This window comes from Sphingobacterium tabacisoli (assembly GCF_017908035.1).
Lineage (GTDB): Bacteria > Bacteroidota > Bacteroidia > Sphingobacteriales > Sphingobacteriaceae > Sphingobacterium > Sphingobacterium tabacisoli.
In genome coordinates this window covers 1929303-1948940 of record NZ_JAEQMU010000001.1, presented here as the reverse complement: position 1 = coordinate 1948940, position 19638 = coordinate 1929303, and the positions used below count along the sequence as shown (strand labels likewise).

Annotated in this window: 20 protein-coding genes; 10 read left to right on the top strand and 10 right to left on the bottom strand. The window is 41.6% G+C overall.

Features of this window, described 5'->3' with window-relative positions; all coding sequences use genetic code 11:
- Window positions 1–6: 6 nt before the first annotated feature.
- On the top strand, window positions 7–2157 hold the full coding sequence (locus JKG64_RS08285) for an IPT/TIG domain-containing protein (RefSeq protein WP_210353825.1): 2151 nt from the start codon (window positions 7–9) through the stop codon (window positions 2155–2157).
- 44 nt (window positions 2158–2201) lie between these two features.
- Here the strand turns inward: JKG64_RS08285 and JKG64_RS08280 are convergent, their stop codons facing one another.
- From JKG64_RS08280 to JKG64_RS08270, 3 genes are all read right to left on the bottom strand, one after another.
- Window positions 2202–2543 carry a hypothetical protein gene (locus JKG64_RS08280; RefSeq protein ID WP_210353824.1) on the bottom strand — a complete coding sequence of 114 codons (342 nt, stop codon included), beginning with the start codon at window positions 2541–2543 and terminating at the stop codon, window positions 2202–2204.
- Window positions 2544–2654: 111 nt separating this feature from the next.
- Window positions 2655–3548 carry an SPL family radical SAM protein gene (locus JKG64_RS08275; RefSeq protein WP_210353823.1) on the bottom strand — a complete coding sequence of 298 codons (894 nt, stop codon included), beginning with the start codon at window positions 3546–3548 and terminating at the stop codon, window positions 2655–2657.
- Complete coding sequence (locus JKG64_RS08270) at window positions 3511–4254, bottom strand: DNA alkylation repair protein (RefSeq protein ID WP_210353822.1); 744 nt, start codon at window positions 4252–4254, stop codon at window positions 3511–3513. The genes JKG64_RS08275 and JKG64_RS08270 overlap by 38 nt, the downstream gene beginning before the upstream one ends.
- Before the next feature lie 151 nt (window positions 4255–4405).
- On the opposite strand from JKG64_RS08270, the gene JKG64_RS08265 reads away from it, so the two are divergent.
- The 7 genes from JKG64_RS08265 (at window position 4406) to JKG64_RS08235 (ending at window position 13198) form a co-directional block, all read left to right on the top strand.
- Complete coding sequence (locus JKG64_RS08265; RefSeq protein WP_210353821.1) at window positions 4406–5086, top strand: response regulator transcription factor; 681 nt, start codon at window positions 4406–4408, stop codon at window positions 5084–5086.
- Window positions 5086–6453: an ATP-binding protein gene (locus tag JKG64_RS08260; protein WP_210353820.1), complete on the top strand. Its 1368-nt coding sequence runs from the start codon at window positions 5086–5088 to the stop codon at window positions 6451–6453. The genes JKG64_RS08265 and JKG64_RS08260 overlap by 1 nt, the downstream gene beginning before the upstream one ends.
- Before the next feature lie 112 nt (window positions 6454–6565).
- Entirely contained in the window at window positions 6566–7270 is a 705-nt protein-coding gene (locus JKG64_RS08255) for an MgtC/SapB family protein (RefSeq protein ID WP_210353819.1), read from the top strand.
- A 74-nt stretch (window positions 7271–7344) separates the two neighbouring features.
- Entirely contained in the window at window positions 7345–10053 is a 2709-nt protein-coding gene (mgtA, locus tag JKG64_RS08250) for a magnesium-translocating P-type ATPase (RefSeq protein WP_246512503.1), read from the top strand.
- Window positions 10054–10074: 21 nt separating this feature from the next.
- On the top strand, window positions 10075–10629 hold the full coding sequence (locus JKG64_RS08245; RefSeq protein WP_210353818.1) for a GNAT family N-acetyltransferase: 555 nt from the start codon (window positions 10075–10077) through the stop codon (window positions 10627–10629).
- A 369-nt stretch (window positions 10630–10998) separates the two neighbouring features.
- Complete coding sequence (locus JKG64_RS08240; RefSeq protein WP_210353817.1) at window positions 10999–11916, top strand: helix-turn-helix domain-containing protein; 918 nt, start codon at window positions 10999–11001, stop codon at window positions 11914–11916.
- Between the two features lie 88 nt (window positions 11917–12004).
- Window positions 12005–13198: an MFS transporter gene (locus tag JKG64_RS08235; protein ID WP_210353816.1), complete on the top strand. Its 1194-nt coding sequence runs from the start codon at window positions 12005–12007 to the stop codon at window positions 13196–13198.
- A gap of 19 nt (window positions 13199–13217) precedes the next feature.
- On the opposite strand, the gene JKG64_RS08230 is transcribed toward JKG64_RS08235, so the two are convergent.
- The 5 genes from JKG64_RS08230 to JKG64_RS08210 are packed head-to-tail and all read right to left on the bottom strand — an operon-like array spanning window position 13218 to window position 16413.
- A complete protein-coding gene (locus JKG64_RS08230) occupies window positions 13218–13589 on the bottom strand; it encodes a DUF1801 domain-containing protein (RefSeq protein WP_210353815.1) in 372 nt (123 codons plus the stop codon).
- Window positions 13590–13601: 12 nt separating this feature from the next.
- The gene (locus JKG64_RS08225) at window positions 13602–14039 is read right to left on the bottom strand and encodes an N-acetyltransferase (protein ID WP_210353814.1); all 438 of its coding nucleotides are present in this window, start codon (window positions 14037–14039) and stop codon (window positions 13602–13604) included.
- A gap of 4 nt (window positions 14040–14043) precedes the next feature.
- Window positions 14044–14880, bottom strand: coding sequence for a GNAT family N-acetyltransferase (locus JKG64_RS08220; protein ID WP_210353813.1), 837 nt, complete (start codon window positions 14878–14880; stop codon window positions 14044–14046).
- A 16-nt stretch (window positions 14881–14896) separates the two neighbouring features.
- Complete coding sequence (locus JKG64_RS08215; RefSeq protein WP_210353812.1) at window positions 14897–15814, bottom strand: GNAT family N-acetyltransferase; 918 nt, start codon at window positions 15812–15814, stop codon at window positions 14897–14899.
- Complete coding sequence (locus tag JKG64_RS08210; protein WP_210353811.1) at window positions 15814–16413, bottom strand: GrpB family protein; 600 nt, start codon at window positions 16411–16413, stop codon at window positions 15814–15816. The genes JKG64_RS08215 and JKG64_RS08210 overlap by 1 nt, the downstream gene beginning before the upstream one ends.
- Window positions 16414–16659: 246 nt before the next feature.
- On the opposite strand from JKG64_RS08210, the gene JKG64_RS08205 reads away from it, so the two are divergent.
- A complete protein-coding gene (locus JKG64_RS08205) occupies window positions 16660–17061 on the top strand; it encodes a hypothetical protein (protein WP_144062811.1) in 402 nt (133 codons plus the stop codon).
- Between the two features lie 8 nt (window positions 17062–17069).
- Here the strand turns inward: JKG64_RS08205 and JKG64_RS08200 are convergent, their stop codons facing one another.
- On the bottom strand, window positions 17070–17750 hold the full coding sequence (locus tag JKG64_RS08200) for a class I SAM-dependent methyltransferase (protein ID WP_210353810.1): 681 nt from the start codon (window positions 17748–17750) through the stop codon (window positions 17070–17072).
- Window positions 17751–17913: 163 nt separating this feature from the next.
- Between JKG64_RS08200 and JKG64_RS08195 the strand changes: the two genes are divergently transcribed.
- Window positions 17914–18996, top strand: coding sequence for a DKNYY domain-containing protein (locus JKG64_RS08195; protein ID WP_210353809.1), 1083 nt, complete (start codon window positions 17914–17916; stop codon window positions 18994–18996).
- Here the strand turns inward: JKG64_RS08195 and JKG64_RS08190 are convergent.
- Complete coding sequence (locus JKG64_RS08190; protein ID WP_210353808.1) at window positions 18980–19633, bottom strand: chloramphenicol acetyltransferase; 654 nt, start codon at window positions 19631–19633, stop codon at window positions 18980–18982. The two genes, JKG64_RS08195 and JKG64_RS08190, sit on opposite strands and share 17 nt — an antisense overlap.
- Window positions 19634–19638: the final 5 nt, after the last annotated feature.

The following is a 19638-nucleotide window of genomic DNA, read 5'->3' as shown; positions in this document are numbered from 1 at the left end:
ATGTTGATGATGAAAAAAATAACAGTTTTATTCCTCCTCCTGATAACGGTAATATTGGGATGTGAGAAGAAAGAAAATCTCGGATTACAGCCTGAAATAAAGATAGAAAGTTATTATCCCAATTCGGGGAAAAGCGGAACCTTGGTGACGATAGCAGGCTCCGGACTTTCTGCCTCTATATCTGACTATCAGGTGTCGGTAGGCGATAAATCAGCCGAGATTATCAGTGCGACAGATAAAGCCGTGGTATTTCGTGTGCCACAAGGCGAAAGTACGGCTAACATTATCTTAAAATTCGGAGATAAGACATGGGAGGTCGGGAGCTATTCTTTTCAGGAACTTACGGTATCCCGGATTTTTCCGACGAATGGAAGTGCCGGTACACAAGTTCGAATCGAAGGAGAGGGCTTTGGAAGTACCGATAATCCGGCGGAAGTATTCATGAATGGAAAGAAGGCCTTGGTCGTGAGTGCTTCAGATAAAGTCATCGTGGCTGAAGTGCCTGAAGAGGCCGGATATGGTCCGGTCGAAGTAAAAGTCGATGGAAAGAGAAGTAAGGGACAAAATTTTAAGTACCAATCCGTAAGTAATATCAAACCTCTGACCGGAGGTAAAGGGACGAAGGTAACCATTACAGGGACGGGTTTCGAAGAAAATCTAACAGACAATGTCGTCGACTTTAATGGCAAGAAGGCAATTGTATTAGAAGCTTCTGCAACTCAACTGTTGGTGATTGCCCCTGATGAAGTAAGCACGGGGCCACTTTCTGTCAATATTAACACGCAGAAAATAACAGGACCTGCATTTACGGTGGTAGGTAAACCGATAATAGGTGCAGTCTCTCCGTTGAGTGGCCCTAAAGGAGCAGAAATGACGATTAATGGAGAGCTTTTCAGCACAGTTCTTGACGAAAACAAAGTCTTTATCAATAACGTGTTAGTGCCGTTAAAATCTGCAACAGCAAATCAGATCAAATTAATGTTGCCAGGAGGTACAGGATCGGGAACTATACGCGTTGTAGTGAATGACCAGACGGGTAATGGACCGGAGTTTAAGGACCAGAATCTTGGAATTCTTAAGATGACGCCAGACAACGGGTTGGCCGGAACTACCGTAACAATTACCGGTACGGGATTTAGTACGCAGGCTTCGGACAATAAAGTCTATTTCAACGGAGTATTATCTGCCGTTAAATCTGCTACAGAAACGCAGTTGGTTCTAGACGCTCCTCAAGGGTTTACAACAGGAGAGGTACGGATAGCTGTAAATGGACAGGAAGCTCTTGCGCCGACTAAGTTCCGTAGAGCAGGGGTTGTCACGTTGGCCGGAGGTCCGGGGACTTCGTTGTTCGCAGATTATATGACAGGTATTGCTGTAGATCAGCAGGGGAATGTATATGTTACGGATACGAATAATAAACAGGTGAAAAAGATTTCACCTTCCGGAGCGGTCTCGGTATTACAGGTCAATGGCTCAGATGCCAAGTTTAATCGCCCTTTTGGTATTGTTATCGATAAAAACAATACGATTTATATAGGAGATAGCGGTACGAATGAGGTGATAAAAATCACGGCTTCAGGGCAACGCTCTGTATATGTTAGCGGATTTTCTCCTGCGCATATGGATCTCGATAATCAAGGTAACCTCTATGTCTCGATCAATGCTTTCTCACAGGGAGTGAATAAAGTGATTCCTTCAGGAAGCTTTACAAAAATGACAGGACCAAGTTGGGTCAATACAAGACCAGCAGTAGATGATGTTGGCAATTTCTATTACGGAGACCAGAATACCAATAGCAATAATGGCGTCGGCAGAATTGCCAGTAATGGAACTCGTACAGACCCATGGGTAGGTAACTCAGATGGAGGCTATCAGGATGCTGTTGGTGGAGAAGCCAGATTTAATGGTATTTCGGCTGTGGCATATAATGCGGGTAAACTCTTTGTCGCTGAAGGCTCCACAGTTAATATCCGCCAAGTGGATATCGGAACGCGAATGGTCACGACGCTGTACAAATCTAATGGTAGAGGGTTTGTCGATGGTTCGTTGATTGATGCTAAATTCAATAGTATGACAGATATAGCGACGGATAAGGAAGGGAATGTATATGTCCTGGATGCTTCGAACAGAGCTATACGAAAAATCTTCTTTCAATAAATAGTGAAATGATAAAGGCTGTCTATTTTAGACAGCCTTATCTATTACTCGATTATCTTTTTAGTACAACTGTTGTAGACTTGTTTAATATCGCGGACATCTTGAAAACTACTGAAATCAATCTTTTTTCCCGAGCAGTCGTAACCATATTTAGGAGGCATTACATTACAGTTTATACACATTGTGTTAGCGAAATATACCTGCTGATTTTTATAGATGCCACGGTATAGATTGGTCTCCATGGATCCTTGTTTGGTGCATTTCAACTCCTTCTCATAACGTTTGACCATCTCTCCAATACATTCAGGAATGTCTACGGTCTCTTCTGATTTCTTACAGCCCAATACAAAGGTTACGGCTATCAATAGGATAATAATTTTTCTCATAATAACTTAGTTTCTGATTGTAGAACTATAACGGCTTAAAAAACGTTTCGCTACAGCAAAGCCTGCTATTTAGAAATGCAGATGTTAAGCGTTAAAAGGAAGCAAGTTCTGTTACCTATCGAACAGGGTGTTCGGCAATTGATAGTCCTGACAGAGTTCTTGCATTTTTTTAGCAAAAGCCTTGCGATAATAGGCTGGCATTTGCGAATCAACTGCAAAATAGCGTTGGTACCGGGGGAGTAAATCTGGATAATGTTTAGCGATAGCTCTTAAGACAAGCGTCTTGCTATCGGTTATATCGTTACCATGTAGAGTCAATGTAGCTGGAAAAATATAAGAAATATCCAAGGCCCGGAAGGTTTGGAACATCAGATTGAGATGAACTGTAGTGTCTGAGATAAAAGGCAAAAGAGGCATCAGGCTAACCCCACAATGAAGACCCTGTGCACGCGCCTGAGTGATAGCCGATAGCCGTGCGGATGGTGCTGGGGCTCCAGGTTCGAAAATATGCCCTACAGCATCATCAATGGTAGAAAAAGAAAAACTCAGAAAAGCTTTATGCGTTAATTTGTCCCGTAAGTCTACTGGTAGAATGGCTTGTTTATCTATTGCTTTTAACAGATCAAAATCGCGTACGACGAGGTCAGATTTAGTCAGTACGTGAACGGGAAATCGGTGATGAAGGATGACTTCCAAAAGCTGTCTTGTTAATTTTTCAGAAGCTTCTATGTGTAAATAGGGATCTGTCGCTGATGAGAGTACAATGATTCCATATTGTTGTTTACGGGCTCGTAGGGTCAATTGCTTGTCCAACAATTCTACAGCATTGTCCTTTACACTCAATTTTTCCTCCATATTTATCCCATACTTACTACCTCGCGTGTAGCAGTATAGGCAGTTGAAAGAACAACTGCTATAGGGGTTGAGCGTATAGTCATCCAGAAACCAAGGATCTCTTCGCTTGGTTTTATGGAGTATGCTTTTTGCTGAGATGCGTTGTGTCATGACTTTTGTTGCGGTTAAGGCCGATATTGATTTTAGTACGAAACCATTGCCTCGTCGTGGGAGCCATAATCTGTGCTGTATATTTAGCTACTATGTCCGGATGAAATCGTGCTACCGTCTTGGCCCCCCAGCCGATACCTTTCTTGGTGTGAAAATCAGTGGTATTGGTGCAGTTCAATAGAATCTGAAACACTGTTTCAACAAAACTCTTGTCAAGTCCTTTTTTGACGGCATAATGTGTAGCTACCCCTACGGTTCGGACGATCCATTTATCCTCATGAGATGATAAGCGTTGCAGCACCGGGATTGTTCGTTCTGGATTTGTCAATAAAGCATAACCCAGTACCCGTTCGCCTATAATATCGCACACATACCATTCGTTGCCATATTGAATGTAAGCGCAGGCCTTTGCTATCGAACCTTCAAAGTCTAGATCAAGTCGGGTCTGTAGGATGATTCCTGCGAGGACCTGACTTCCTATTTCCTGCATCTCGATAATACGGTCTGCTAGCTGTATTTGTTTTGAAGAAGGTGTCTGAGCTATAATTTGTCGGGTAGCAAATTCCAATAAAGGAAATCTGATTTTCTTTTTTAACAGATCCTTATGTAGAGTTGCAAAGAATTCATCGGCTCCGCAGCGTTCCAGAACTTCCAACGATTCCTTTATGATATTGCTTACCGCTACTTTAGAGTTGATTTTTTCCATTCCAATCGTTCATGGCTTATCAGCAGTAAATATAAGTGTTTCGGCCAGTACTTGTTTAAGATTTTGTAGGCTCCGCAAAAGCAAAGTGCCAGTTGATAGTCAAATTGAATATATTTACTTAGTTTTGGACTACTATTAATAGTATTTACGTATGAGCATCTTAATAGTCGAAGACGATATTCGTGTAGCAGAGTTGATTCAACGGGGGTTGGACGAACAAGGATTCACATCGATGATTGCCTATGATGGATTGTCTGCTAAAAAATTGGCCCTACAGAACGATTATGAATTAATCATTACGGATATCATCTTGCCGAAAATGGATGGATTGGATTTATGTAAAGAAATCCGACAGATTAAACCGGATGTGCCTATTATAATGCTTACTGCTTTAGGGACAACAGACGATAAAGTTGAAGGCTTTGATGCCGGAGCAGATGATTATTTGGTCAAACCGTTTGAAATGCGCGAGCTCATGGTGCGGGTAAGGGCTTTATTAAAGCGTAATGGAAGACCTGCATCACCAACAGGGTTCATTTTGAAATATGGTGATCTGGAAATGAATCTACATACTAAGGTGGTAAAAAGGGGAGAGGTGGAGATTAACCTGACACCTAAGGAATTTAAGCTTTTAGAGTACATGATGCAGAATCCAGAACGGGTATTGTCTCGCGTAGAGATAGCAGAGAAAGTATGGGATACGCACTTTGATACAGGAACTAATTTTATCAATGTATATATAAATTACCTCCGAAAAAAGGTGGATGAGAATTTTGACACGAAGCTCATTCATACTAAATCGGGAATGGGGTTCATATTAAAGCAGGATTAATGCAGATTCGGACGCGGCTTACTTTGGTTTTTACAGCGATTACAGGAGCTATCCTATTGTTGTTTGCTTTTGCCGTATATCACACTTCAGTCAATAACCGCGAACGGGAATTCTATGCACTTTTAGAGAAAGAGGCTATTACGAAGGCCAACGTTTTTTTGAATGCACGCGTCGATAAGCAGACTCTACAGGATATATACCACAATAACCGTAAGATCCTAAATGAGGTCGAGGTTGCAATCTATGATACCGAGCACAAACTCCTATACCATGATGCGGTTGATATCGATTTTGTGAAGGAAACGCCAGATATGCTGAGTAGGTTGACAAAGGAGCAAAAGCTATATTTCTATCAGGATAAATGGCAGGTGATAGGTCTATTGTATCCGTATGAAGGTAAAGACTATATCGTGACAGCGGCAGCCTATGATGAATACGGGTACCGTAAGCTTGACTACCTCTTAAAGGCGATGTTGGTCGGGTTGGTCGTAGCGCTATTGATTATATATATAGCGGGTAAGTATTTCTCCAGACGCTTCTTCCGGCCGATAAATGCGATGACTGAGCGGGCTCGGAATATATCAGCTACGAATTTAGATTTGCGTATTGAGAGTTCGGCTAATGGCGACGAATTGGCACGCTTGGCTGATACATTCAACGGTATGTTGGATCGTTTAGAGAGTTCTTTTGATGCACAGAAGCATTTCGTGTCTAATATCGCACACGAGCTACGTACCCCCTTGGCTGCTATAATCGCTGAATTGGAACTGTCGACTTCCAAGGACCAGACTATTGCAGATTATAAATTGATTATTGATAGAGCGCTAAATGACGCTAAACGCCTGACCAAATTGTCCAATAGTCTACTGGATCTGGCTAAAGCAAGTTATGATCCAACAGAAATAACATTCAAACCGACACGTATAGACGAAGTATTGATCGATGCGCTTCAACAGGTACAGTCGGCTGAGCCCTCCTATAGAATAGGTGTAGAATTCGATGGCGAGATTGAAGATGATACCTCGATCTCTGTTCAGGGGAATGCATATCTACTCAAAGTGGCTTTTGCCAACCTAATCGACAATGGGTGCAAATTCTCCGACGATCACAAGTGTACCGTGTCCATTGGATTTGATAAAACAGATGTCTTTCTGACATTTGAGGATAATGGCATCGGAATCTCAGCAGAAGATATCGAACGTATCTTTACGCCTTTTTTTAGAGGGGAGAATAAAACTTTTACAGACGGCAATGGTATCGGTCTCTCCCTGACCCATAAAATTGTCTCCTTACATCACGGAAGCATACAGATCGATTCTACCCCGCAGAAAGGAACAACATTTCATCTCAAATTGCCACATTTATAAGCTACCCAATCCTTTTCTAATAAAATTCTAATCTTTTTCTACCAACACTCTAACGGTTGTTTTGTTGTTGTTATAGGATCTTTGTTTTTGTAAACAATAAAAATCTGTGACAATGGGAATTCTTGACTTTGCAACACGACTTGCCGTCGCTTTTTTATTAGGCGCCCTGATTGGAGTAGAGAGACAATGGCGCCAGCGAAGCGCCGGACTCCGCACCAATACATTAGTATCATTGGGTGCAGCCTCTTTCTTGTTGCTCGCTGCCGAAATAGCGGGAGATGCGACTGGTCGGGTAGCGTCCTATATTGTCAGCGGTATAGGTTTCTTAGGAGCAGGTGTCATCATGAAAGATGGGGGGACTGTACAGGGATTGAATACTGCAGCTACCATTTGGTGTTCTGCTGCTGTTGGTGCCCTATGTGGTGTCGGTCTGTACCCACAGGCTACCTTAGTAGCCCTAGCGATTATATTGACCCATTTGTTACTGAGACCGTTAGGTTTGTTTTTAGGACGGATCAACTTCTCTAAGTCTGAGCACGAACAGGTGGATTATATGATTAAGCTCAAATGTAATACAGATGTGGAGAATGCCGTTCGGGTATCCTTGATGCAGATGTTGAGCAATGAGGATAGGGTACTACTAAAGTCATTGTCCAGCGATGATACAGAAGACAAATCTCATGTCATAATTACCGCAATTATTAGAGCGGTAACCCCACAGGATAGCCTAATTGAGAGTGTTGCCAGCCGTCTGACGATACAGGAAAAGGTGGTTAAGGTAAGTTGGGAGATCATAGGCGCACAGTCGGAATTATAACCATACAGACTAGTATGGAAAGAGATCATTAACAGATTTTTGAACCGTTGAAATTACAATAAACAGAGAATTTTATGGCATTAAAGATGAACAACAGGATTAAGGATGCTCTCCAAACAACACTGGGCTCTAGTGGTATGAACCTAGGGACCGTGACCAAATTGCGGAATGCTTCTGCGCAGGATGACAAATGGGTATATGCCATGTTAGAGACCAATGAGGAAGGTATTACTGATCGTATTGCCGAAGACCGCCGTGCAAAGTTTGGCCCTAATGAGGTACAGCATCAAAAAGCGCCCAAGTGGTACGTACAGTTGCTTCAGGCTTTTGCCAATCCCTTTATTTATATATTATTGGCGATAGCCTTAGTGTCTTTTGTTATTGATGTGTGGTTGGCTCCGGCACACGAAAAGGATTATATGACCGTTACAGTCGTATTGGTTATGGTATTCCTAAGCGTATTATTACGTTTTATCCAAGAGTTTAGAAGCAATAGCGCTGCCGAAAAGCTTAAGGGAATGGTGAAAACCACTGCTACCGTATCGCGTAAATCCAAGGTGAAAAAGGAGATTCCAATTGCGGAGTTGGTGCCGGGAGATATCGTCTACCTTTCTGCAGGAGATATGATTCCTGCAGACTGCCGTATTCTTACCAGTAAGGATCTTTTTGTGAGTGAGAGTATGCTCACAGGAGAGGCATTGCCTGTAGAAAAACATCATCTGCCTGTGCGCGATGCAGAAAATATGCAGGTCATAGAATTGCGTAACCTCTGTTTTATGGGAACCAATGTGGTGAGTGGTGCAGCGATGGCTGTAGTCGTAGCTACAGGTAATTACACTTATTTCGGTAGTATCAGTAAATCCATTACCAGTGAAAGACCAGAGACCAGCTTTGATAAGGGGATCAATAATGTTAGTCTGTTGCTGATCCGTTTTATGTTAGTGATGGTTCCGGTCATATTCCTGATCAATGGTTTAGTCAAAGGAGACTGGCTGGAAGCATTGCTATTTGCGATAGCTATAGCCGTAGGGTTGACACCAGAGATGTTACCCATGATTGTCACCGCCAATCTGGCAAAGGGAGCCGTCAATATGAGCAAGCGTAAGGTGATCGTCAAACGCCTGAACTCAATACAGAATATCGGAGCGATGGATGTGTTATGTACAGATAAGACAGGTACATTGACCCTTGATAAAATCGTTCTCGAAAAACACCTTAATGTTTATGGTATTGAAGACGATGAGGTGTTAAAATGGGCTTATTTGAATAGCTTTCATCAGACCGGACTTAAAAACCTAATGGATAAAGCGGTGTTGGAACATGTCGAATTGCATGATTACCTGAAGGTCGAGGAGCAGTATCTGAAAGTAGATGAGATACCTTTTGATTTTGAGCGCCGTCGTATGTCGGTCATCCTGAAAAAACACGATGGCAAACACTTGTTGATCTGTAAAGGTGCAGTAGAGGAAATGTTAGCACTTTGTGATTATGCGTTTGAGCCGGGAGAAGATAGAAGCCTCCATGTCGAGAATGATAAGGCCATTCCAATGGATGATACCATGCGTAGGATTGTATTGCAGACTTCCAAGAAAATGAACGATGAAGGTCTACGTGTACTCCTTGTCGCTATTAAAGAGTTTGATGCATCCCACCCACTGACTTACGGTATTGGGGATGAAAAAGGAATGACTTTAACAGGTTTCATCGGTTTCCTGGATCCCGCCAAGCCATCAGCTCAACCAGCTATCGAGGCATTGCATAAGTTGGGAGTAGAAGTAAAAGTGGTGACAGGAGATAATGAAACAGTGACCCAGAAGATATGCAAAGATATCGGTATTCCTGTACAGCATATTGTTCGTGGTGCCGAATTGGAGCAGATGTCGGATGAGGATTTGAGTAATTGTGTGGAGTCCGTGTCGGTATTCGCTAAGCTTAACCCACTTCAAAAAGTACGTGTTGTCAAAGCATTACGGGATAAAGGACATACCGTTGGCTTTATGGGGGATGGTATCAACGATGCTGCAGCATTAAAAGAAGCTGATGTCGGCATCAGTGTTGATACCGCTGTCGATGTTGCTAAAGAAAGTGCGGATATTATTTTATTAGAGAAGGATCTTATGGTATTGCGTAAAGGTGTCATCTACGGAAGACGGACCTTTGGTAATATTATCAAGTATATCAATATGACGACTAGTAGTAACTTTGGAAACATGTTCAGTATGTTGGGGGCGAGTGCTTTTTTGCCTTTCCTGCCGATGTTGCCCATGCACCTGTTGATCCAAAACCTGTTGTACGATATCTCGCAGATATCTATCCCTTGGGATAAAATGGACGAAGATTTCATCCAAAAGCCACGTAAATGGGATGCGGCAGGTGTATCCAGATTTATGATATATATAGGCCCGATTAGTTCTATATTCGATTTTGCGACGTTTGCCGTATTGTATTTCGTCTTCAAAGCCAATAGCCCAGAGCATGAAACCCTGTTTCAGACGGGTTGGTTTGTAGAAGGATTGTTGTCGCAGACGTTGATTATTCACATGATACGTACCCGTAAGATTCCATTTATACAGAGCTGGGCAGCGGCACCGGTAGTAGCGTTGACTTCACTGATTATGTTGATCGGTATTCTATTGCCATTCTCACCATTTGCAGAAGCATTAAAGATGCAGCCATTGCCACTTAGTTACTTCCCTTGGTTGATCGGAATATTAGTATCGTATTGCTTGCTTACCCAGGTAGTCAAGAATTGGTTTATTAAAAAGTTCAACACTTGGTTGTAATTTTAGGTACTTTTATGGCTTATGAGTTTTGATAAATTTCCACTGTTAAGTACTGAACGCTTACAGTTAAGACAAATACAGCCCTCCGATGCGGAGGCGCTGTATTCCTATTTTTCCAAAGATGAGGTTACAGAGTTTTTCGATCTACCTACATTTCAGGATATTAAGGAAGCACATGATCTCGTTAAGATCTGGGAGGATCGCTATGTACGGAAAGATACCATCCGTTGGGCTATCTGTCTAAAGGAAGAGCCTGAAAAACTGATCGGTACCTGTGGTTTTCATAATTTTGCCACAGAGCATAGCCGGGCAGAGATAGGATATGAATTGCATCCCCGGTTTTGGCAAAAAGGAATGATGACCGAAGCAATTCAATGTATATTGGATTACGGTTTTTCGCAGTTTAAGCTTAACCGGATAGAAGCCTTTATCGATCCTGCAAATATCGCTTCGCGTAGATTATTGGAAAAAGTAGGACTTTCATCCGAAGGCACATTACGGGATTACTTCTTTGAAAAAGGACGTTTTGTCGATGGAGAGATTTTTGCCGTATTGCAAAGAGAATACAAGAAGTAGTAATTAGTACGTCCTTACGAGCTATGCGAAGCAATCTTCTATAGAGACTGCTTCACTGCATTCGCAGTGACGAGTAGGCGGCACGTCTTTGCGAGAGGTAAGTTTTTTTAACAAACGCAGCGGAGTTTTAATGACAGTCAACGTCACCCTGAGCGGAATGCAGTGGAGTCGAATGGGGCTATCAACTGTATAGGGTTAATTATATAGCTTCTAGATACCTCGACTACGCTCGGTATGACGAGATAGTTTACAAACCGAGCTTGCGAGTTCACCGTAATCTGTCATTGCGAGCTATGCGAAGCAATCTTTACATTAGATAGATTTTTGGTTTTAACGATTAATGTTTGATTTTTGTAGTTTTGTATTTGCATGAGTGAACGACTAGAAACATTAGAAGATTACTACAAACGGTTGAGCCATCTACACGATAGCAACGGTGAAATCAATGATTTCGAAATTGGAAAATCACATTTTAATATTTCGCCACGCAAATACTGTGATTTCAAAACTCCTTATAATCGTCGCGATTTTTATAAAATTAGTTTAATCATCGGGAAGGGATGGTTCAAGTATGGTAAGCATGAACTGTATATAGACCGTCCTGTTTTATTCTTGCCGGCACTTAATATTCCCTATTCCTGGGTCTGCGACACCAATCAGCAAGAAGGCTATTTCTGCCTGTTTAACCAAGAATTTTTTTCGGGAAGTCAGGCTTTCGAACCCTTCAAGAAAACATCACTTTTTAAAGAGTGGAGTAAACCGATTATCTTCCTGGATGAAGAGCAGCTGCAGACGGTAACGACGTTTTTTAACAATATGTACCGATTGAACCATTCCAACTACCCATTTCGGTGTAATGCTATAAAAAGCAATCTCGCCGCGATATTGCACTTGGCATTGGAATGGCGTGTTGATGATTTGGAGGTAGAGAATCAGTCGGGAGCTGTGCGTATATACCGTATGTTTGATGAGTTGCTTCATAAACAGTTTCCGTTGGATTCGCCCGCTTATCCACTCGAATTGCGTACAGCAGCAGATTTTGCCACTCGCTTACATGTGCATGTCAACCACCTGAATGCTTCTGTCAAATCAGTTACAAATCTAACGACTACCCAGCTTATCAAAAGAAAGGTATTCGAAGAAGCCAAGAATCTGCTAACCTATACCGACTGGAATGTCGCAGAAATCGGATATACCTTGGGTTTTGAGGAGCCAACACATTTCAATAACTTTTTTAGGAAGAATGCGCAGGTTGCTCCGCTACGGTTTCGTCAGGAAAATAAGTAATCTTTGATTTTTATAATTATTGCTTTGTCAGGTAAAATGTGTGAATAGGAGATAGTCTCTACTTTTGTTTCATAATAAATCAAATGATATGTTGAGACAGGCTTCGCAGGAACGGATTAAATTGGTAACACTGATGGCATTTATATCTATGCCGCTATCAGGTTTTGTAACGGATATTTACTTGCCTTCATTTCCGGCGATGGCCAGAAACCTTGGTGTTGACGAAAGGGATATTCAATTGACATTGACGACATATTTATTGAGTTATGGTATCTCGCAGCTGTTTATCGGCAGTATCTTGGATAGCATTGGTCGTTATCGCCCTAGATTATTAGCCTTGTTCATCCTTTTGTTGAGCAGCATGGCTATCACCTATACCGATAGTGTTTTTATTATCTGTCTATGGAGAGCGATACAGGGAATAGCTGTATCTATACTGGTCGTGGCTACCAGGGCATTATTTGCCGACTTATACCAAGGGGAGCGTCTTAAAAATTACTTAAGTTATTTTACCATTGTATGGTCTTGTGGTCCTATATTGGCGCCGTTTTTAGGAGGCTATTTGGAAAAGATGTTTAATTGGAAAGCCAATTTTTATTTCCTGGCATTTTATGCAGGAGCATTACTCGTTTTTGAACTAGCCTTCAGTGGAGAGAGCATCGCACAGACCAAGAGAGTTAATTTTCGGGATAATATTTTCGTCTATAAAGAGATGCTCCAGAATAAGCTGTTTATACTTGGTATCTTAGTACTCGGGATCAGTTACTCGATTGTGATGCTCTTTAATATCACAGGGCCTTTTATCATTGAAAATACCTTCCACTTTACCTCTGTCACTATTGGTTACTGTACACTGCTACTTGGATTCTCCTGGGGGATAGGGGGATTTATTGCGAAAAAACGCATGGACCTCGAGTTTGATCAAAGGGTATGGAAGCCCTTAGCTGTCCAGCTTCTAGCCATAATAGCACTATTGGCAGTCAGTTCCGTTTATCAGAGTATCTACGTCATGGTTGGCTTTGCCTTTTTAATCCATATTGTTTCTGGCGTTCTGTTTACCAGCTTTTTCACCAGTAGTATGTTGTTCTTTCCTGCCAATGCAGGGACTGCCGGTGGCTTGATGGGAGGTTTGGTTTATATCATCACTTCGGTAGCCAGCTCGTTGGTATCCATCAGTGGAGAGGTGGCCAGCCAGGGAGATTTAGCTTGGCGTTATCTCTTCTTTGCTATCCTGTTGCTACTGGTAGTTTTCAGTATGTCCAGATTACAAAAGAAGGCATAAGGCAGTAAATAGCGTCTTCTTAACTTTTGGTCTTGATGGTTCCGTTGCGGTACAGATCCAAAGCTAGCTGAAGGATTTCGGTGATAGCTTCCAGGTCTAGGTCATCGTTGGGATTTATGCGGAGTATCTTCATCCGCGAACGCTTACCTGTTTCCAATAGCGGATGTTCCAAAAGCTTACCCTCTACCAACAATATATAAGGGTCATTTTCTTTTTTATCCGTCCAGAGATAACAGAATGCCTTGTTTTTATAACAAAAACAAGGCATTCCATATTTAGTTGTTTCCGTGACAATCGAGTCTTGCCCCAAGATAATCGTTCTTAAAGCAAGTAGGCAACCTTTATTTGGCTCCTCTTTATCCAAGTAGAAATGTTGTAGGAACTCGTTCATTGTTATCGGTTTTTATAATAAACTACTATTCCAGTTCATCTTCAGGTCTTTGGCCGAAGTTGCTTCATCTATCAGCTCCTCATCCACCTGAAAACCATGGTGGCGGTAGAAATCTACAGCGGAAGTGTTCTCGGCGTATACATTTAATGTCAATTGCCTTGATTTTGTTTTGACAAATCGTAATAGGCGAGAGCCTAAGCCATTTCCCTGTTGACTCGTAGCCACGAACAAAGCTGCAATATGATTATCCAATAGCGATACAAATCCCTGTACAAGGCCAGTTTCATCTTCATATACCCAAGACCGACTTTGAGGTAGATAGATTTCCTTCATTTCAGAAGCCCCATCTTTCCAATATCCCTCCGGGATAAAGTGATGCGCTTTGATAGAAGCATCCAACCAAATATCGACCATACGGTCATAGTCATTTTCTTCTGCTAATCGTATCATTGGCTTAAATACTTTTGGTCATCTCCAATTGATTAATATCATTTTGAAGCCCCTGTTTTTTTAAGAATAATTCTAGATCAGTAGATGCTTCGTCCACATTGTTTACCTGTATGGTTTCTGCTGGAATCTGCTGTTGTACGGCCATGGTGAGCTGTTGGGCTATGCCTTTATGACGTTGGCTAGGGCTTACTGCGAGTTGGTATATCCTTCTTTTTGTTGTATTAAAAAGAATATAGCCCACCAGTTCATCCGCGATAAAAGCTCCAAGGATAGACGGAGGTACAAGTTGCATACTTCGGATATCACTTTGCCAGCTCGGTGTAATATCCCAAAAATCCGATAGTGCATCCCAAGGGAGCGAAGACAAAGTCTTTAGTAATGCTATGCTGTTCTCATTAACGTTTTCCAGCGTACCCGAGAAGCACAGTAGCTTACGGTTTATCGTAAAGCCTTCTTTTTCATACGCACGGATAGCAGATCGGTTACTTTCTATAACCTCGAGTACCATTTTTTTTACGCCTTGAGCTTGAAGAAATGGGACGATATGAGCGTACATTTGGCCTACGAGTCCCCTTCCTCGGTAATCAGGAAGGACACCTGTTCCGGCATTGTAAACCTTATAGTCATTACCCATAGGGCGTAGGCCATGCATTATGAACGCGACCAATTTTCCATCTTCAAAGACACCAACTGAATAGTCCATTTGAATGTCTTCCGATGTCATTTTAAAATCCAGCTGTTCGCTGTTTAGTTGGAAAGGAACGATATAGTCCGCAAACGAACCATTGATGGCAAGGAGCAAGTCCGGAATATCCTGATTCGTTAGTTTTCGTATTTGCATATATTTTCGGTCTATGTTAGGTGTGTGATAAGAAAGGGATGACAAGTTTGCCTTCTTCGAAAGCCTGTTTCAAATTTGGAGAAACAAAAAGGTGCAAGTCATCATCCTGCCACGGCTCAAAGTCAAAATCCCCTTCAAGCGGTGTAAAGCCTAAGGAAACCTTATCAAACGTCAAGTCCCCTAAAGCAGTAATAACGTCTTGTAGATTAACCTTGTTCGTGCTAAAAAGTTCGATGATACGCAAGGTGCTGTCCGCTAGCTCCACTACTACAGCGCAATCTAGTGCTTCAATAAAGTAGATGGAATCTTTAAAGCCCATTTCTGGATAGGCATAGGTGTAAAAGAAGCTAAGCCCTTTGTTTTTACAGCTCACTGCGCTATTTGTAACATTGCGGTCTACCAAGCCTTCGAATAAGTGTAAGTCCTCGGCAGTATCCAGATTCAGTTTTCGGCTAGACGGCTTCTGGTCAGATATGGTATTGTTCACCTGTTGTACAGCAATAAACTCCGGGGCTGGAACCAAACCGAATTTTGGATAATAATCAAGAACTGTTTCATTGGCAAATAAGAACATGCCATCACTCTTTTGGTTGAAATCAGCCTGTATGCGTTCCATTAGAAAGCGTCCAAGGCCTCTTTTCTGGTAGTGTTCGTCTGTCATTACCGTACCGATTTGCAACAGTTTTTTTGATTCACCGAGCACCTCTGCATCAAAAAGAGTGACCGTAGCATGGGATATAATTTTAGCCCCATCGAAGAGTGAATATAAAATGCAACTATTGTCCCAATAGCCCGACTGATAGTAGTTTTCAAAATCAAAGCCCCAAAAGCTATTGGTCATTCGTTTGAATTCCAAACGTAAGCTTTCTTCCTGTTGATATTGTATATGGAACGTATAATTTGCTCCGTTGATTTGTATGTTTTCCTGTGTCATTAATGTTCAGATTCTTTATACCACTTAAGGGCATTCTGTTCTTCTCTTTTTAAAAATACGTCTTTCCCTGCATTATAGTCGTTGCCATCTTTCCATTCCTGCTGTATTAGTCGCTCTTTCAATATTTGGTATTCTTGTACAACAGCAGGATGTTCACGTAGATAATCCCGGAAAGCAAGATGTCTCAACCAATGTTCCGAGCTGCTGGGCATGACATGGATGTGCGCCATACGTAAAGCGTGGTCATGCATACATTCGGGGATTTCGTCTTTCTCCTGGATAACAAGAGGTAAGCCTAGGTCTACCGCATTGTCTGTCAAACGAACGAAAAATCGGCGGTAAGGCATATCATCGTTATACTTTTCATAGTATACATAACTCCCATTATCCAAAAGAGGAGGTACCTTATCCAATTCTCTATTATCTGCAACACCAATCATAATGTCAATGATAGGTTTGGCAGAAAGCCCCTCTACAGATGTGCTTCCGATATGTTCGATACGTGGAGAAACCTCAGCCAATTTTTGCCCGATTTCTTCTTTGAGGCCTTCAAACGTTGTTTTCCAAGCTGGATTATAAGATTCAAAGGGTAGCTTCATAGTACTTTTTTTTGGTAACCTTGTTCGAGAAGTATACAAAGATAGCCTTTCCTTAGATAAAGGAATGTTCAATTTTTATAGACTAATGTTCGATTTGTAATGGTTTGTTTGACAAGAAATAATCTAAATGATAAATTAAGGCATATATATTGCTGTGCTTTATTCATGAAGAGATATTGCCTGTATCTAATATTAGCTGTTTTTTTCGGTATATCGGGAGCCGTTGCCCAAATTTTCAGTTTAGGAATGAAGCAAGATAAAAGGCCTATGTTTCAGGCCGCACTGAATGTGCCTCTCGTATTTAACACCGATAAGAATTACGACTTTACGGTAGGGGTAGATTACACCAGTAAAAATTCTAAACAGCCTTCAGGCTTAGCCCCACAACTCGGCTTTGTCCGGTATATAGTTGATAATAGATACAAAGACTTCCTGGTCTCAGCCAATGTGCAGACCGGTTACCTATTTGATTTTAATAAAGGAATGGACAATCAGTTTCGTGTGAGTCCACACCTCTACGTAGAGTATCAGGGATTTTTCCACTGTAGAGTAGGCTATGATTATGCTATGCCCCTACAGAAAGGCTATCCTTTTGTTTCTATCGGTATCGGTGGACTGATGATGTTTCGGCACTTTAGTATCATGTAGTCCAGCTATTATCCATTTTCACTTTTCACAGCATGTACCGTTAGGAAAGTACGTTTTACAGGCGTTCCATCTTTACTGATGGTATCATCATGGTACGTCATAGATTGTATCTCTTTAAATCCAATCTCATAGAGGTATTCTGCAAGCTCGTCGTCCGTATACAAAGTAAACCCATGTTGTGTAAAAGGAAGCTTCGATCCAAACTCCTTTTCTACGAATGTGAGTACCAACTGGCCTTCATCTTGTAATGTGCGGTGTATTTCTCGTAGTGAAAGCTCAATATCGGGCCAGAAGTACAAGGTGTTTACCGAAAAAATATGTGTAAAATGATTATCCGGGAAAGGGAGTAAGCCACTGCCATCTACTTTAGTGAAGTGAGCCCTGCCGGTCTCGATGGCAGATTGGTTGTGATGGACAGCGAGATTATGCATGGCCTCCGAGACCTCGATGCCGTAGTATTTTATGCTGGGCGATACATCGAGCAGTTGAGCGATATGCTTACCATTACCGAAACCGATCTCCAGTATCGTGCTCTTATCCGCTAAGGTTAACGTATAGATCGCTTCTTGTATCATGGTATGGTTGGAGATAGACATATTGTCTGCAATGGCTTCGGCCTGATGTCCCGAAGGACAGCGGAGCTGCGATGCCAGTTCCTGCATAGCATCTTTATTTTCCTTATCATTCATACGCTTTATGCATCTTATTTTTTAATACACTGCTAAATATATAATTATTCTAATAAAAAGATGCTGTAGACAGGGGCAGATTATAAATGAAAGTGACGGATCGTAAAAAGCAAAACATTGTTTTGATCGTAATTCCTAGCTTTATGGAAAAATAGAAACCTGCATGCGAAACAAGATTTTTTCTGCTATTCAATTATTGACGATGATGGTGACCTGTGCTTCCTGTGGAAAGGTAATTGACTCTACCAAGTCAGAATCTTACTACATCAAGCGTGGCAGTGTCTATTTTATTCCTGGCGGAAACAGCTTCGAGCGGGGTTCTAAGAAAATGGATGCAGACCCGGCATCCTTTGAACCGATTGCGGAAACCTATGGAAAAGATAGCCGTCATGTTTATTTTCGGGGAAGTAAGCAGGAGGATATAGATGTTGCTTCTTTTAGCGTTGAAAAAGGTGTAATTAAAGACAAATCACATGTATATTGCTACGGTGGTGATGCGATAGATTTCAATCGACAGGGGGAAGATATACTATCGCCAATAGATCAGGCCGATCCCGTTTCATTTCAACGATTAAGTAGTCCTTACAGTTCATTTGCAAAGGATAAGCAGCATTATTATTATCGTAATAGCCTTATTAATGTAGATTACGCCAGCTTTGAGTTCCTCAACGAACGTTTTATGAAGGATAAAGAAGGTATTTATCTAACTAACAGCAATGGTTTTTTGAACGTGAGCAAATCTTTGGATAAAGCAGAGGCTGTCAATAAAGAATACATACTGGTCAACGGGAACAAGTTGTGGTATTATCAGCCCTTCCAAAAAAGAGGGATTATAGAAAATGAAATACCAGGTACGAGTCTCCCCATTGAAGTGATTGACGATGACCTTTTGAAAACCCAAACCACCGTTTTTGTTTTTGGTGAGCCGATTCCGTATGCCGATCCCAAAAGCTTGCAGGTACTGTTTAAGACCAATAACGAGTTGATCGCAAAAGATAAAAATTATGTCTATTACAACCTAAAACGTATACCAGGTGCTGATTCAAAAACCTACCAATTGTTGGAGGGGCGGGTAGGTAAAGATAATAATGCGGTCTATTTTGAAGATCAAAAACTTGACATATCTGATGTTGCCGGATTCAGAAAAGTGACAGGTTCTACAAAGCGCAATATCACATTCGAAGATAGCAGGGGAAATGTATACGACTATACAGGCAGTAAGCAAGAGCCTACATCCACCCGTTGATAGTATTACCCAGTTCTTCGATGTCGTTTATCAACTTGGAGGTATGGTAACCGTCGGCTACAGCATGGTTGACGAATACGGAAACAGGGATGAGGTGTCTGCCATCCCGCTCATAATACTTCCCAAAGCGGATGATAGGAAAAAGGAGGTTGCTCTCCTGATAGGTATCCTGACTAAAGCTTTCAAAACTTAACCAGGGAAGTACGGATAGCGGACAGAAATTCGCGGGTCTACCTTCTCTCGCCTTAATCTTTTTGACGTCTTTGTATTTTTCTATATCACTCGTTACCTCCTGATAAAATTCACGGAAATCAGGTTTGTAATAACTCCATACATCCGAGAATGTCTTGTCATCGTCATGAAAGATGGTATAAGAGGGATTTACATAGTTCCAGATTCCCAGATCTCCATCTTCATTAAAACTCATCCTAAATGCCTCATTTTGATTGATAGCCTTCATGATGACAAAAAGAAATGAAGGGTAAAACTTGAAACCATTACGCTTGATTTCAGAAAGAAAAGCAGTAATGTCTACGTGGTGGGTTATATTGTATTTTGTCTTGATTGTATAGTAGAAATAATCGAAATAAGGCTTTCTTTTCCATTCGCTGGAGACTTTCGTGAAAATTGCTTCCATTCTTT

Coding starts and splice junctions, on each gene's coding strand:
- JKG64_RS08285 (WP_210353825.1), top strand. CDS start 7: ATGATGAAAAAAATAACAGTTTTATTCCTCCTCCTGATAACGGTAATA.
- JKG64_RS08280 (WP_210353824.1), bottom strand. CDS start 2,543: ATGAGAAAAATTATTATCCTATTGATAGCCGTAACCTTTGTATTGGGC.
- JKG64_RS08275 (WP_210353823.1), bottom strand. CDS start 3,548: ATGACACAACGCATCTCAGCAAAAAGCATACTCCATAAAACCAAGCGA.
- JKG64_RS08270 (WP_210353822.1), bottom strand. CDS start 4,254: ATGGAAAAAATCAACTCTAAAGTAGCGGTAAGCAATATCATAAAGGAA.
- JKG64_RS08265 (WP_210353821.1), top strand. CDS start 4,406: ATGAGCATCTTAATAGTCGAAGACGATATTCGTGTAGCAGAGTTGATT.
- JKG64_RS08260 (WP_210353820.1), top strand. CDS start 5,086: ATGCAGATTCGGACGCGGCTTACTTTGGTTTTTACAGCGATTACAGGA.
- JKG64_RS08255 (WP_210353819.1), top strand. CDS start 6,566: ATGGGAATTCTTGACTTTGCAACACGACTTGCCGTCGCTTTTTTATTA.
- mgtA (WP_246512503.1), top strand. CDS start 7,345: ATGGCATTAAAGATGAACAACAGGATTAAGGATGCTCTCCAAACAACA.
- JKG64_RS08245 (WP_210353818.1), top strand. CDS start 10,075: ATGAGTTTTGATAAATTTCCACTGTTAAGTACTGAACGCTTACAGTTA.
- JKG64_RS08240 (WP_210353817.1), top strand. CDS start 10,999: ATGAGTGAACGACTAGAAACATTAGAAGATTACTACAAACGGTTGAGC.
- JKG64_RS08235 (WP_210353816.1), top strand. CDS start 12,005: ATGTTGAGACAGGCTTCGCAGGAACGGATTAAATTGGTAACACTGATG.
- JKG64_RS08230 (WP_210353815.1), bottom strand. CDS start 13,589: ATGAACGAGTTCCTACAACATTTCTACTTGGATAAAGAGGAGCCAAAT.
- JKG64_RS08225 (WP_210353814.1), bottom strand. CDS start 14,039: ATGATACGATTAGCAGAAGAAAATGACTATGACCGTATGGTCGATATT.
- JKG64_RS08220 (WP_210353813.1), bottom strand. CDS start 14,880: ATGCAAATACGAAAACTAACGAATCAGGATATTCCGGACTTGCTCCTT.
- JKG64_RS08215 (WP_210353812.1), bottom strand. CDS start 15,814: ATGACACAGGAAAACATACAAATCAACGGAGCAAATTATACGTTCCAT.
- JKG64_RS08210 (WP_210353811.1), bottom strand. CDS start 16,413: ATGAAGCTACCCTTTGAATCTTATAATCCAGCTTGGAAAACAACGTTT.
- JKG64_RS08205 (WP_144062811.1), top strand. CDS start 16,660: ATGAAGCAAGATAAAAGGCCTATGTTTCAGGCCGCACTGAATGTGCCT.
- JKG64_RS08200 (WP_210353810.1), bottom strand. CDS start 17,750: ATGAATGATAAGGAAAATAAAGATGCTATGCAGGAACTGGCATCGCAG.
- JKG64_RS08195 (WP_210353809.1), top strand. CDS start 17,914: ATGCGAAACAAGATTTTTTCTGCTATTCAATTATTGACGATGATGGTG.
- JKG64_RS08190 (WP_210353808.1), bottom strand. CDS start 19,633: ATGGAAGCAATTTTCACGAAAGTCTCCAGCGAATGGAAAAGAAAGCCT.